We start from the raw sequence: 13,910 nt of genomic DNA, 5'->3' as shown, positions 1-13,910 counted from the left end.
ACAGAAAGGGGAGACGGATCGTGGGAGAAATGCCGGATCAGTTGCGGTTGCGGCAGGTACTCGAAGCCATCAAGGCCCTGTCTGAAGAGGATCAGCAGGTGCTTCGCGACGCCTTAGGGAACATCCGGTCCGAAACACCGGGGATCATCGTTCAGGTGGAGGAACTGGATGAGGAAGACGATCCAGAACTGTGCATGGGCGAGTTGATTCATGCCTTCATCGATCTGAACTTGTCCTTGACGGCGGGAAAGACCAAGTTCGTTACCTCGGTCTTTCACGAGGGCTACAGGCAGGATTCGACCATTCGCCTCCTTTACAACCCGAGGTTCAAGGCGTTCTTGTTTCCGCTCCACTGAAAGGACAAATGAGGCTTCATCTAAAAGACACCATACGAGGAGAGCCTGGCCGAACACGAAGTTTTTCAGGAACAGGCCTTTGATGGATTGAGCAAGAGCGCCTTCGCCGTCCAGTTTTTGTGACCAATGACGGTGATGATATCGTAAACATGCTTTTGTAAAAAAGGGTGATTAGTGACCTTTTCGAAGCTGGCGCGTCGGCTTCGTTTTTTTTACGCAAATCTGAAGTTCGGCACAAACCTTCCTGGGAGATGATCATACGCTATGGTGAGATAGAACTCATGGAAGGTGAGCATATGACCAACAAGCGGCTCTGGTTTCCGCCTGTATCATGGCCGTCCGGCTTCCGGAATGAAAAGCCACGCACCCAGGGCATGACCATGGTCTTTGACAAGGGGATCGGGCTGGTTTCCTTTCATGACCTGCTCGAAATGGCCGCCGATCATATCGATTTTATCAAGCTCGGTTTCGGGTCAGCCGCCCTCTACCGCCCGGAGATTTTAGAACAGAAGGTGAACCTGGCCCGGCGTTACGGCGTGGAGGTCTATGTGGGAGGGACGCTCGGCGAAATCGCCTACTGGCAGGGGGGCTATGACGAGTTGCTGGCCGGACTGAAGGACATCGATATCCGCTGGGTTGAGATTTCCGACGGGACCATCAACATAACCCCCCAGGAACGGCGCGCCCTGATCCGGAAATCGATGGCCATGGGCTTCCGTGTGTTGACGGAGGTCGGCAAAAAAGATCCCTGCAAAAGGCTCCCCTTGCCGGCGATCATCCGCCAAATCGGGGAGGATCTGGCCGAAGGGGCCTCTTATGTCATCGTGGAGGGGCGCGAATCGGGCAAAGGAGTCAACTTCTACGACAACAAGGGCGAGATCAAGGATGACGATCTGGAGACGATGGTGGACGCTGTGGTCAATGTGGATGCGCTGATGTGGGAAGCGCCGCTGAAGGACCAGCAGCAGGCCTTGATTGGGCGCTTCGGCGTCAATGTGAACCTGGGCAATATCCCTGTCAACGAGGTGATCGCCCTCGAGTCGCTGCGGCGCGGCCTGCGCTCTGACACGCTCTCGATCGCCATCGAGGAGCGAGTGCGGCAGGAAGTGAGTGCGGACAGCACGAGCAGTTGATATGCGGAGTGTACGGTGAGCGCCGGGCAAGGGAAGCAAAAGCGGATTGACCAGCACCTTTGGAACGGGACGGGGGAACCGGAGGGGAAGCTGCTTGTATGTCGAGGTGATCGCCACCCATCAGAACGTCACCCGTGACGACTTGGAAGGACGGTATGTTGTGGTCATTGACACCTTGCGGGCCACCTCCACCATCGTCACCGCCCTGGCCAACGGCTGCAAGCAGGTCTTCCCGGTGGCCAACGTCAATGAAGCGAGGGTGCTGTCGTCCAGTTGGGACCCCGACAAGGTGTTGCTGGGGGGAGAAGGGCAGGGGCGACCGCTCCCCGGGGTCTTCCTGGGCAACTCGCCCCGGGAATATACGACGGAGGTGGTGGCCGGAAAGTCGCTCTTTCTGGTCACTACGAACGGCACGGTGGCCCTGCAAAAAGCGCAAAAGGCCGCCCAGGTCCTTGTGGGTTCCCTGCTGAACGGCGAGACGGTGGCCAACCGGATCATCCAGGACGAACCGGATGACTTGGTCATTCTCTGTGCGGGGACGCAAGGCCACTTTGCGCTGGAAGATATCATCACGGCCGGAAAGATCGTCGGCCACATCTGGGAGAGCTGTCCGGCAGTCGTCAATGAACTGGCCATCGCCGCCTTTCAGTTGTTCCAAACGAATCAGCACCAGTTGAGGCCGCTCATGGCCCAGACCGCCCATGGCCGTCGGCTGGCCGAGATGGGTGACGAAGAGGATCTTTTCTACTGCTTACAGGAAGATCGGTTTCCTGTTCTGGCTCATCAGGCGGCAGCCCGCGTCTGCTTGCTACCGCCGCCGGAACGGGCGCAGGCTCAGGAGAACAACGGCAGTCGTGGCAGTTCATGGCATGGAACCCAAGGGAGAGCATAAGATCAGTAGCAGATTACCCGCAGGAGGAGTTGCCCTTGCGTGGCGGGACTGTGCTGCTGATCATCATATTGGCTTTGGGTGTTATCGCCCGTTCCCCCATGACCGTCATGGCCGCCGCTACCATCCTGGTGCTGAGCTATCTGGGCTGGGGCGGTCTGCTGGAATGGATTGAGCAGAACGGCGTGGACATGGGCCTCATCATGCTCACTCTGGCCATGCTGGCGCCTTTCGCCACAGGCAAAGTGGGGATGCGGGAGGTCTTCTTTTCCTTCGCCTCCTTGCCGGGGATCATCGCCCTGGTCGGCGGCGTTCTGGCCACTCACCTGAACAAACAGGGGATTCACCTCTTGTCCGGGGAGCCCCAGATTATTGTGGGCATGATCGTGGGGTCGCTGGTGGGGATTGTGCTCTTCGGCGGCGTCCCTGTGGGGCCCTTGATGGCCGGCGGATTGACGGCGCTCTTTTTGCAGATCTACTGGTGGTTGAGCAAATGACCGGGGGCGGCAACCTGGCCATGCGGGGCGACCAGGCCATGTAGCAGCCAGGCAGCACGGCGGCCGGGCAATGCGAGGGCCAGAAGTGCGGCAGCCGCTTGCGGGGTTATCCACAAGCGGCTGTCAGCGATTACTCGTCTCTTTGGTTGATCCTGTCGTCGGGCCGGAGGGCCGGGTGGGGACTAGGGGACACCGGAGAAGCGGGAGGCGACGGCGGGGCGTGGTATACGTTTAAAGGCTGGTGATGGCGGTACTTGTTCAGGTTGACAAGCTCGCGCAGGTCCTGGCGGATGGAGGTCAGGGTGAAGACAAACCAGACAAGCAAGGCGATGTGAATGAGTCCGGCGATCATCATCATGTTCATCCCAGGTCCCATCATGTATGGCAAGGCTGTTCCTCCCCTCTAGCGACGGCGGAGCCGCAAGGCGTCGCGGATATCGGTGACAGCTTCCGTCATCTGGTTGACTTGATTGATGTACCAGATGACGAGACCCAGCCATCCGGCGATCATGTAGGGCATGACTTTCATCCAGCGGCGTTGGCTGGCGGGAGTGCGGCGATAGCGGTAGTGCATGGGTGTACCTCCTCTGTTGGCGTCAAACTTGATTTGAAGGAAGGCTCTTCGCAAGCCATGGAGGCGAAGTCCTGCCGGTTAACTCGCCGTGCCTGTTGCCGCGCTTTTCGGCGTTTTCAGGAAAAACCAGGCGAGCAGCAACGTGGCTGCCCCGGCAACGGCCCAGGGGCCGTAGAGCGCCCAGGGGCCGCCTTTTTCCAGCAGGCTGAAGACTGGTGGGCCGAGGGCGACGCCGATGAAGCGGACGCCGCCGTAAAAGGCGGTGATGGCGCCCCGCTTTTCTTCGGAGGCGGATGAGGTGACGATGGTGTTCAAGCTGGGGAGCGTCAAGCCGGTGCCCAGGCCGAGCACGGCCAGGAGAGCGAGGACGGCGGGGATCGTCTTGAACAAGGCCGATAAGATCAGCGATACCGAGAAGAGCCCGAGTCCGGTCAAGAGGGTCGTCTTCAGGTACTGGGGCCGTTTTTGCAGGAAGAAGCCGGTGCCGAGGGCGGTGCTCGCCGAGGCCAGGACAGGGATGGCGAGGACAAGCCCTTTGCGGACGCCCGTCAAGCCGTAGGTGGCTTCCAGGGCGTCGGAGAGATAGGAGAGGACGCCGAAGAGGGTGAAGAGAGCGAGCATGCCGCCGAAAAAGGCGATCAGCAAGGTGGCGGCCTTTTTCTGGAACAGTTCGGAGACGCCGGAGAAGTAGGCGGAAAAGCTCTTGCCAGCCTGGTTGGCCGATACCGGTTTCTCTTTGACCAGGAAGGCGATGGCCAGGGCGACAGGAACGGCGAGGGCGGCGTAGACGAAAAAGAGGGACCACCAGATGAGCAGGACAAGCAGGGAGCCCAGAATCGGGCTGATCACCTTGCCGAGACCGTTCGTCGACTCGAGCACCCCCAGGGCCTTGTTGCGCGACTGGCTCTGGTAGAGGTCGCCGATCAGGGCCATGGCGATCGGCGCTGTTCCAGCGGCGGCAAGGCCCTGGACGATCCGTCCCGTCAGCATCACGGCGTAGGAGTTCTGAAACAGGACGGGGGAAAGGCCGGAGATGAGGCCGCCGAGGCCGTAGAGGAGCAGGGCGGGGACCATGATCTTTTTTCGCCCGATGCGGTCGGACAAGAAACCGAGGAAGGGGATGGCCAGACCGGCCGGTATGGAGAAGAAGGTGATCAAGAGGCCGACTTGAAACTGGCTGATGCCCATGGCGTCGCGGATCTGGGGAAAGGCGGGGATGAGCATGGAGTTGCCGAGCACCATGATCAGGGGGACGCCGGCGAGGGCAGCGAGGACCCAGTTGTTCGCTTTGGCCGCGCCGGTGGCAATCGTCTTCCCGTCTTTTCGCAGCACCGGAATGGCGGGATTGAGGGCGCCGGCCCACTCGCTGGCGAACTCGGTTCCGGCAAATTCGGCGATGTTCGTCTCCGAAGGCGCTGGTTGATCGATGACGCCGGCCCATTCACCGCTCTGTTTAGCCTTTTTCGTCGACACAGGTTCGAAGTGGGTCTGATGACGGTGGTTATCCATGATCAGATGGTCCTCCTGTCGCGGGACGTTCCCGTTCTTGTCTCATTGTTTCCCGACGGAGGGAGGCCGTTGAACGGGGATTGCTGGCAAAAAAAAAAATGCGCCCGCACCGGCGCGAATAGCCGAGGGACGCAAAGGGGAATGGAGCAAGGATGAGGTAATATCGGGGGGGAATCAGTCTTCCATGGTGGAAAGATCGCCCGTCGGCAGGCCCAGTTCCCAGGCCTTGAGGACGCGGCGCATGATTTTACCGGAGCGGGTCTTGGGCAGTTTGTCGCGGACCTCGATCTCGCGGGGCGCCGCGTGGGCGGCCAAGCCTTTTTTGACGAAATCGATGATCTCGGTTTTGAGTTCCTCCGTCCATTGGTAGCCTTCTCGCAGGGCGATGAAGGCCTTGATGATCTCGCCGCGCACTGGATCGGGCTTGCCGATGACGCCGGCCTCGGCGACCGCCGGGTGCTCAACCAGCTTGGACTCGACTTCGAAGGGACCGACCCGTTCGCCAGAGGTGTTGATCACGTCGTCGATGCGGCCCTGGAACCAGAAGTAGCCATCTTCGTCCATGTAGGCTGAGTCGCCCGAGAGGTACCAGCCTTCGATCTTGAAGTACTCGTTGTACTTGGCCGGGTTTTTCCAAATCTTGCGCATCATCGAAGGCCAAGGCGCCTTCACGGCCAGGTTGCCCATCTGCAAGGGCGGCAGTTCGTTGCCCTTGTCGTCGATGATAGCAGCGTGAATGCCGGGGAATGGCTTGCCCATGGAGCCGGGCTTGATCTCCATGCAGGGGTAGTTGGAGATGATCTGGCCGCCTGTTTCCGTCATCCACCAGTTGTCGTGGATGCGGCGCTCGAAGACCTTGAGGCCCCAGCGGACGACTTCGGGGTTGAGCGGTTCGCCCACGGAGAGGACGTGTCGGAGGCAGGATAGGTCGAATTGCTTGACGATGTCGTCACCGGCGCCCATAAGCATCCGGAAAGCCGTGGGAGCGCTGTACCAGACATTGACCTTGTAGTCCTGGATGGTTTTATACCAGTCGTCAGGGCGGAAGCGTCCGCCGCGGACGACGCAACTGACACCGTTCAAATAGGGCGCCCAAACGCCGTAGGAGATGCCAGTGACCCAGCCGGGGTCGGCCGTGCACCAGTAGATGTCGTCGGGACGGAGGTCCAGGATCCATTTGCCTGTCTGGTAGTGCTGGATCATGCCGTTGTGGACATGGAGCACTCCTTTGGGCTTGCCTGTCGAGCCCGACGTGTAGAGCAGCAGCATGGGGTCTTCCCGGTCGCCCCATTCGATGTCCCCTTCCGGCGACGCTTCGGCCATCTCAGCGTGCCAGTCGAGTTCGCCTTCGCCAAGCCCGCCTTCGGGGATGTCGACCATGAAGATGTACTTCAGGTGGGGCAGTTCCTCCTTAGGGATGCGCTTGCGCAAGGCTGGCGTGGTGACGATGGCGACGGCCTCGGCATCGGCCAGGCGGTCACGGACGGCGCCTTCCATGAAGGCTTCAAAGAGGGGGCCGGCGATGCCGCCCACCTTGATGATGCCCAGGAAAGACCAGTACAGTTCCGGGCTGCGGGGCATGAAGATAAAGACCCGTTCCCCTTTGCCGATGCCGTGCTTGCGCAACACGTTGGCGAAGCGGTTCGATTGCTCCATCATTTGCCGGTAGGTGACGGCTTCTTGGCGGACGGTGTCGGAGTAGTACAGCGCTACTTTTTCGCCGAGGCCTTTCTCCAGCACGTTCCGGTCGATCGCCTCATAGGCGATGTTGACTTTCCCGGTGCTGTGCCAGGAAAACTCACGCTCCACGTCTTCCCATCGAAAGGTCGCGCGGGCCTCCTCATAGGATTTCAGGTTCGGGTCGCCGGGGAAGACAGGGATACGCTCGGTGTGCATGCCATACCCTCCTATTGACTGTTAATTAGGAATTTTCAGAATTTAGATTTTTCATGGGACTTATTTTAGCAAAAGAAATCGGTGGCGTACAGTCTTTTTTTATGTAAGCCACCGATTTTTCCCGGCGTTTGTCCGGGTGCTGTTGTTGTTGTCCGGTCTGTACTCCTGTCAACAATGGGGATAGATTGGGGAGTCGGTGGATAACTCTGTGGATAAGTGGCAAAAATCCACAATAATTGTGGATAACCCCTTCGTTTGCTGTGGAAGAAGTCCTTATAAGTTGGGGATTTTTAATTGCGGGATCTTCGTTAGGAATTGCTTGCGCTGGTCGTGGCGCTCTTCTGCATCGATGACGAAGGCCCGGTAGCGGTCGATGGCGTCGGCGATGTTGCCGATGACCTGCTCTAGAGGATACTTGGAGACGAAGACCCATGTGGGCAGCAGGTTGATGTCCGACGGGGTGATGAAGTCACGCTCCATGATCTCGCCGTTTTTGGTCAGGGTGTAGAAGACCTTCTTCTTTTCGTCATAGATGAGGACGATCTCCGGATACATGTGGCCCGTTTCGGCGATGGGGAACTTGATGCCGCTCCGGTAGATTTTTTCCAGTGCCGGCAGGACGTTTTCGATGACCCGCTGCAACAGGGAGGTTTCTTGGGTTTCGAGGGTGGATTCCTCCCAGTGGATTTTGGACAATTTTTGGTCGAGGGTATCAATCTCAGCGACGATTTGCTCGTGGTTTTCGAGCAACAGTGCTTCCGGTGTGGTCACGGCGGCCCCTCCTCTGAAGGTTTTTTTGCTGAATTGACCATGCATGGATGTAGCTAGTGTATTCGATTCACAACGGGAAAACCCTGCCAGCGCAAGGGGCGGCGGCAGGAATTGGACCGCCGGATCAAGAAGGTTTGGACAATCTCTGAAAAACCGAAAAACCGGAAGCGGGGAAGCAGATCGGGTGGGACGAAATGGAGTGTACGAGAAATGACAGTGGATGAGCGAGTCGCCGCAGCGGTTGATCGCTGTGATGAGTATTGTGTCCATGCCGATCGGGTCGAGGGGCGGCGGGAGCGGTTGCTGGCGATGGACACCTATCAGGATCTGGCGCAACTGTTCAAAGCCCTCGGCGACCCGAGCCGCAGCCGCATGCTGCACGCGCTTTCCTTTGGCGAGCTCTGTGTCTGCGATCTGGCCAGCCTGCTCGATATCAGCCAGTCGGCGGTTTCTCACCAATTACGGTTGCTGCGGGGCTTGCGCCTCGTTAAGTATCGCAAAGAGGGCAAGATGGTCTACTACTCCCTCGATGACGAGCATGTAAAGGGCTTGCTCGCCCAGGGGCTGGAGCATGTGAGTCACCGGTAAGGCAGCTACATTCGTTTCTTTGGCCCGGCGGCAGACCTTTGGTCTAGCTGCCGGGCTTTTTGTGTATCCATGTAAGGACAAACTATAGGAAAGCGGGGGATGGGCATGACGGTTCTCGTCATGCGGGTGAGGCATCTGGCGGTCGGAAAGGCTTGGCTGGGGGCGGTATTGGCGGCGCTGGCGCTGATCGTGGCGGTCTCATGGCTGGCCTTCCGTTCCGAAGGCGGCGCGGTCCCTGTCCTCTTCCTGGGGATCCTGCTGGAGGCGTTGCCTTTTCTGCTGTTGGGGGTGATCGTTTCTTCCCTGGTGGAAGTCTTTGTCCCGCCCGAGGGACTGCGGCGCCTGCTGCCGTCGAAGCCCTGGGCAGCCATATTGGCGGCTTCTTTTATGGGCGTCATCTTCCCCTTTTGCGAGTGCGGCATCATCCCCGTTGTGCGGCGGCTGGTGCGCAAGGGGATGCCCCTCTATGCCGGAATGGCCTTCCTGCTCGCGGCGCCTGTCGTCAACCCGATCGTCATCGCCTCGACGGCCATGGCCTTTCGCGGCCATGAGGAGATGCTCTTCGGCCGGGTGATCGGAGTGCTGTTGGTCTCCTGGCTGACGGGGATGGCCTTGCTCTTCTGGCGCGGCGAGGGGATACGGGAAGAGGATTCCGGTAGCGGGTGTGGGTGTCACAGCCATGGGGCAGTGGGGGCCAGTTGCGGCCACAGCCATAGCCATAACCACAGCCACAGCCATGGTCATGCCCTTGGCAACTTGTTCAGCGCTGCCCGTCGACCCGGTGGCGTCTTCGGGTGGAGCCGGTGGCGGGAAGCGGCTGACCATGCGGTGGACGAGTTTTTCGATCTGGGTCCCTTCTTTTTGACAGGCGCGCTGATCGCCGCCGTCATGCAAGGGATGTTGCAGCCCGATTGGCTGACCGAGGTGGCGAGAGACAGCGGCCAGTCGACGCTGATCATGATGGCCCTCGCCTTCGGACTCTCCGTCTGTTCCAATGCGGACGCTTTTTTGGCTAGCGCCATGGCCCCGGGATTTACCGGCGGTTCGGTCCTCGCCTTCATGGTCCTCGGGCCGATGCTGGACATGAAAAACACCTGGGTGCTCTTCCGCACCTTCAAGCCTGCCCTCGTCCTCTTTCTGCTCATCTGGCTGCCGGCGCTGGTCTTTCTCTTTGCCTGGGGGGCGAATCAGGGATTTTTACCGATGTAGAGGGGGATGGACGTGGGCGTCAATGCCGTAAAGCTGATATACCTCGTCGCGCTGGCCCTTTGGACGGGCTGGATCGTCTTCTCGGGACGGGCGGAACTGTATATTCACCCGCGCTTTGTCCCCGCCCTTGCCGCGTCCGGCTGGGCGCTGGCGGCGCTGGCCCTGTTTCAGGTTAGCCGCATCGTCCGCGAACGTCAGGCCCTCTTTTCCGCGCGGGACCTCCCTTCGCGTCGCCGGCTCACCCAGCCGCTGTTCGCGGGGGTGCGCTACGGGCTGCTGACGTTGCCCTTGCTCTTCGCCCTGTTGCCGGGCGCCCAGGTGCTGGGCGGCGATTACGCCGCTCATAAGAGCTTGCGCCATGCTCCGGCGGAGGAAGCGACGGCAGCGGACAGCTTTTTCTCCAAGCTGCTGGCCTCTTTTGACAGTTCCGAGCGAAGTTGGTTTGGCGGGGCGCGGCAACGGCAGGTCGCGGAGGAGGAAATGCCGGAGAAGCTGAATGAAGCGCCGGCGTCCCGGGAGGGGAGCGCGCCGACCACGCCGGAGCCCGTCGTTTTTGATGAAAAAAATTTTCTGCCGCTCCTGTTGGAGATCAACCAGGATCCCGGCAAGTTTGTCGGTCGTCCCGTCGAGATCAGCGGCTATCTCGTCGACTCCCCCGCCGGCGGGGAGGGGTTGTATATCGGGCGCTATGTCGTCAACTGCTGTGTCGCTGACACGGTGATCATGGGACTGGCTGTGGAGAACACGGAAAGATGGATGAAGGGAGAGGGCAAAATAAAGGTGGGAGACTGGGTCAAAGGGACTGGCGCGTTGCAGAAAGCCCGCCGTCCCGGCACGCCGGGGGGTCTGACCGTCTCGCTGAAAGGGATGACCGTCGAGTCACCGCCGCGCAACCCCTATATTTATGCCGAATAAGGGGAAAAAGGAGGAAGAAAGAGGATAGACAGGCCGCCGGGGCGAAAGATTCCGGCAGAAAGGCATGGCGAAAGGAGACATAGATTTGCGAAGGTTTCATCCTTCCAATCGATCGCAGCAATCGCAGCGACGCAACCGCCCCCCGGCTCCGGCTTCGTCGGAGCGAGTCCGCGAGAAAAGGGCGGAAGATCCAGGCATGACCGTTCCTACGGGAGAACTGTTGCCTGTGGATGCCCTACCAGCGGATCTGCGCGTCTTTCGACGCACCCTGCGTCCGAAGAAACTGCCCAAGCCGCCGGCGTCTCATCCAGAGAATCCGATCTGGCGCGGCTTGAAGCTGGATGATTTTCAGGTTGAGGCGATCCGCGCCCTCGACGACGGTTTTGACTGCCTGGTGGCCGCCCATACGGGCAATGGCAAGACGCTGATCGCCGACTACCTCGTCGACAAGGCGATGCAGGAAGGGCGGCGCGTCTTTTACACGGCGCCGATCAAGGCGCTATCCAATCAGAAGTTTCGCGACTACTGCCGGCTCTATGGCGAGGGGAATGTGGGCCTCCTGACGGGCGATCACCAGATCAACCGCCATGCGCCCATCATGGTCATGACGACAGAGATCTTCCGCAACATGCTTATCGAGAAGGACATCCCCGGCGAACTGTCCCACGTCGTCTTCGACGAGATCCATTACCTGAACGATCCCGAGCGGGGCGCCGTCTGGGAGGAGTGCCTGATCCTGTTGCCGCCCCATGTGCGTCTGCTGGGGCTCTCGGCGACGGTGCCCAATATCCATGAGATCGCCGATTGGCTCAGCCATGTCCACGACCGGTCGGTCCCCATCGTGCGCTACCTGCACCGCCATGTGCCGCTGGAGCACAACTACTACCAGCGCGACACGGGCCTTTTGGAGGCCAATGAGGTCATTCGGCTCTGGGAGGCGTTTTCCGAGCCGGCGGCGGATCTGGCGGAACAGAAGGCGCGCGAAGGGCGTTCGCCTTTTAAAAATTTTTATCGGGGGTTGCCGGCGACGAGCCACCGCAGCCTCGTGGGCTGTCTCACGTCGATGGAACTGCTGCCGGCGCTCTATTTTCTCTTCAGTCGCAACGGCTGCGAGCAAGCGGCCCGGGATTGGCATGGCCACACCTTCCTCGATGAAGAAGGGCGGGAGGCTGCCGAAAATTCCCTGCGCGAGGTGGAGGAACGCCTGCCGGGGCTGACGGCGACGACGATCTGGGAAGCGATGCGGGACATGCTCAGCCGGGGCATCGCCTTTCACCATGCGGGCCTGCCGCCGGTGGTGAAACAGGCCGTTGAGGAGATGTTTGGGCGCGGCCACATCCGCCTGCTCTACGCGACGGAGACCTTTGCCGTTGGCATCAACTACCCCGTGCGCACTGTCTGCATCGACTCGACGACCAAGTTTGACGGGAAGAGCTTTCGCGTCATGACGGGGACGGAGTATCATCAGATGGCCGGGCGGGCCGGCCGCCGGGGCATGGACGAGCAGGGTCTTGTCATCGTCCGCGTCGATTACAACAACTACTCGCGGGAGCGATTCCCTCACTGGCCGGAGCGCCAGCCCGAGCCGATCCGGTCGCGCTTCACCCTCTCCTTCAATTCGGTCGTCAACCTGGCCGCCCACCACTCGAAGGAACAGGTGGACAAGATCCTGACGAACAACTTCAAGGCTTACCAGGAGTCGGCCGAGATCCGCCAGGCCCAGAAGCGGTTAGAGCGGTTGCGGACGAGCCTGGGGTCGGTCCGCTGCTACCTCGTCGGCAAGGACGCTTGCCCCGCCCAGCGGTACACCATCGACAAGGAGATGCGGGCGCTGGAGCGACGGATCAAGACCTGGAAACAGCAGAAGGTGAAGAGCGATCGGTTGAAGGCGCGCCTGGAACAGGCGACCCAGCGTCATGGCGAGTTGCGCCAGCGGCTGACGGGATTGCCCCATATGCGCTGCCACCGTCAGGACCAGGCGAGCTGCCAGAAGCGAAACAGGGAAACATCCGGTTTTTATCAGTCCTGGGAGAGCGCTGAGGCGCAGTTGGTCCGCGCTCAGGATCAGATCGACAAGATCCGCCGTGAGTATGAACGCATGGTCCGTTTCCTCAAGGACAAGCAGTACCTGACGGAAGAAGGGTCTTTGCTGCCCCGCGGCGCCGTGCTGGGCAAGCTCCATGTGGAGGAACTGCTGGTGACGGAGTGGCTCTTTGAGGGCCTCTTCCATGATATAACGGAAACGCAACTGGCGGCGCTGATCGGCGGCGTCGTCCAGGAGGAGAGCCGCTTTGAGCCCCATGTGACAGGCGCCTCCCGCAACATGGGCGGCTGGCTGGAAAAAGCGCGGGACGTTTTTTTCCGCGTTCGCGACTTGGTGCCGGCGGGACTGCCCCAGCCCCACTTCCGTTCCGAGGGCTGCTACCTGATTAAGTCGCTCATCGAGACGGCCAACTGGACGGAGTACCTGACGCTCGTCAATATGGCCGAAGGGGATGCCATCGCCTTGGCGCGCCGCACCATGGATGTGCTGCGCCAGTTGTCGCGGGCCGTCGAGGAAGACGAGGCGTTGCGCAAAAAAGTCGGACGAGCTCAGGATCTGGTGGCCCGTCCGGAGGTGGTCGCCGGGTTGTAATGGCGGCGGCAATGATCGGTAGTGCCAACAGTCCTGTCAAAGGTGTCACCGTTTAACAGTTGGATCACAGCCGTTCCCTCCTTGCTTGGATATCTTTTGCTTTCCTTATTGTAGCGCGTTGACGCCCGCCAGGTGGTATTGTTCATTCCTCGGCGGTTGACAGGGTAGACGGCCGGGGAGTACTATAACATTAGTATAACGCTAATGTTTTAGGGGGCTCCCGTGGAAATCACGCGCAAAGCCGAATATGCCATCGCCGCGCTGCTCGATCTGGCCCTGTTGCCGCCCGGCGAGTTCACCCTATCCAGGGATATTGCCAAACGGCAAGGGATTCCGACGAATTTCCTGCCTCAGATCATGGCCGCCCTCAGCCGGCACGGCTGGGTCGAATCGACGCGCGGCGCCGGCGGCGGTGTCCGCCTGGCTGTAGCGGCGGAAACGATCACCTTGCAGGCGGTGATCGAGGTCGTCGAGGGTCCCATCGCCATCAATCGCTGTCTGGTAGGGGTCGGCTCCTGCCCCAACCAGGCGGGATGCCCTCTCCATCATGTCTGGGCGAAGGCGCAGGGCGCTATGCTCGATGTGCTCGCCGGCACGACGATTGCGGACCTGGTCAGGGCGAAAGGGGCCATCGGCGAAAAGAACGGCATCGATGGGGCAGGGCCTGGCGCCGGCGGCCACGCGCCGCGCCTGGAATAAATGTTAAAATATGCATAGTAAACAGGAAAAACGAGAGGAGCGATGCTCAAATCCGAGAGCATGGCTCCTCTTTTTTCATGCGCTATGGAGCGACCATTCGGGTGCATTGTCGGCAGGCGGCGCCTCCGGATGGGGGGAGGCGATGTTCGATCCGGCTTCATAACCAACCCCGTCAGGCCAAGAAAACCCTTTGCTAGCCAGCAGCATGCGGTTTACAATGATATCGCCGGATACCATAA

Annotated in this window: 14 protein-coding genes; 9 read left to right on the top strand and 5 right to left on the bottom strand. The window is 60.2% G+C overall.

Annotated features, from left to right (window positions below; genetic code table 11):
• The first annotated feature begins 20 nt into the window (after positions 1 to 20).
• The 4 genes from AC0CW1_RS11605 (at position 21) to AC0CW1_RS11590 (ending at position 2,875) form a co-directional block, all read left to right on the top strand.
• A complete protein-coding gene (locus tag AC0CW1_RS11605) occupies positions 21 to 356 on the top strand; it encodes a hypothetical protein (protein WP_488183208.1) in 336 nt (111 codons plus the stop codon).
• 296 nt (positions 357 to 652) lie between these two features.
• Positions 653 to 1,489: a phosphosulfolactate synthase gene (gene comA / locus AC0CW1_RS11600; protein WP_488183207.1), complete on the top strand. Its 837-nt coding sequence runs from the start codon at positions 653 to 655 to the stop codon at positions 1,487 to 1,489.
• Between the two features lie 46 nt (positions 1,490 to 1,535).
• Complete coding sequence (locus tag AC0CW1_RS11595) at positions 1,536 to 2,381, top strand: 2-phosphosulfolactate phosphatase (protein ID WP_488183205.1); 846 nt, start codon at positions 1,536 to 1,538, stop codon at positions 2,379 to 2,381.
• Positions 2,382 to 2,416: 35 nt separating this feature from the next.
• Positions 2,417 to 2,875 carry a DUF441 domain-containing protein gene (locus AC0CW1_RS11590; RefSeq protein ID WP_488183204.1) on the top strand — a complete coding sequence of 153 codons (459 nt, stop codon included), beginning with the start codon at positions 2,417 to 2,419 and terminating at the stop codon, positions 2,873 to 2,875.
• A 130-nt stretch (positions 2,876 to 3,005) separates the two neighbouring features.
• Here AC0CW1_RS11590 and AC0CW1_RS11585 read toward each other — a convergent pair whose 3' ends face one another.
• The 5 genes from AC0CW1_RS11585 to AC0CW1_RS11565 form a co-directional block, all read right to left on the bottom strand.
• Positions 3,006 to 3,263 (bottom strand): hypothetical protein, encoded by a 258-nt coding sequence (locus tag AC0CW1_RS11585; protein ID WP_488183203.1) that lies wholly within the window; start codon positions 3,261 to 3,263, stop codon positions 3,006 to 3,008.
• Between the two features lie 15 nt (positions 3,264 to 3,278).
• Entirely contained in the window at positions 3,279 to 3,449 is a 171-nt protein-coding gene (locus AC0CW1_RS11580; RefSeq protein ID WP_488183202.1) for a hypothetical protein, read from the bottom strand.
• Positions 3,450 to 3,527: 78 nt separating this feature from the next.
• A complete protein-coding gene (locus AC0CW1_RS11575; RefSeq protein ID WP_488183201.1) occupies positions 3,528 to 4,958 on the bottom strand; it encodes an MFS transporter in 1,431 nt (476 codons plus the stop codon).
• Between the two features lie 174 nt (positions 4,959 to 5,132).
• A complete protein-coding gene (acsA, locus tag AC0CW1_RS11570) occupies positions 5,133 to 6,854 on the bottom strand; it encodes an acetate--CoA ligase (protein WP_488183200.1) in 1,722 nt (573 codons plus the stop codon).
• Positions 6,855 to 7,127: 273 nt separating this feature from the next.
• Positions 7,128 to 7,625 (bottom strand): hypothetical protein, encoded by a 498-nt coding sequence (locus AC0CW1_RS11565; RefSeq protein WP_488183199.1) that lies wholly within the window; start codon positions 7,623 to 7,625, stop codon positions 7,128 to 7,130.
• Positions 7,626 to 7,835: 210 nt separating this feature from the next.
• Here AC0CW1_RS11565 and AC0CW1_RS11560 point away from each other — a divergent pair, with 210 nt between their 5' ends.
• From AC0CW1_RS11560 to AC0CW1_RS11540, 5 genes are all read left to right on the top strand, one after another.
• A complete protein-coding gene (locus AC0CW1_RS11560; RefSeq protein WP_488183198.1) occupies positions 7,836 to 8,213 on the top strand; it encodes an ArsR/SmtB family transcription factor in 378 nt (125 codons plus the stop codon).
• 99 nt (positions 8,214 to 8,312) lie between these two features.
• Positions 8,313 to 9,422 (top strand): permease, encoded by a 1,110-nt coding sequence (locus AC0CW1_RS11555; RefSeq protein ID WP_488183197.1) that lies wholly within the window; start codon positions 8,313 to 8,315, stop codon positions 9,420 to 9,422.
• A 12-nt stretch (positions 9,423 to 9,434) separates the two neighbouring features.
• On the top strand, positions 9,435 to 10,337 hold the full coding sequence (locus AC0CW1_RS11550; RefSeq protein ID WP_488183196.1) for a TIGR03943 family putative permease subunit: 903 nt from the start codon (positions 9,435 to 9,437) through the stop codon (positions 10,335 to 10,337).
• 196 nt (positions 10,338 to 10,533) lie between these two features.
• The gene (locus AC0CW1_RS11545; protein ID WP_488183195.1) at positions 10,534 to 12,972 is read left to right on the top strand and encodes a DEAD/DEAH box helicase; all 2,439 of its coding nucleotides are present in this window, start codon (positions 10,534 to 10,536) and stop codon (positions 12,970 to 12,972) included.
• 222 nt (positions 12,973 to 13,194) lie between these two features.
• Positions 13,195 to 13,671 carry an RrF2 family transcriptional regulator gene (locus AC0CW1_RS11540; RefSeq protein ID WP_488183194.1) on the top strand — a complete coding sequence of 159 codons (477 nt, stop codon included), beginning with the start codon at positions 13,195 to 13,197 and terminating at the stop codon, positions 13,669 to 13,671.
• The last annotated feature ends 239 nt before the right edge of the window (positions 13,672 to 13,910 follow it).

Source organism: Heliomicrobium sulfidophilum (genome assembly GCF_057715735.1).
Note: the sequence above shows the minus strand (reverse complement) of the source record. Positions and strands in the feature narration are given on the sequence as shown.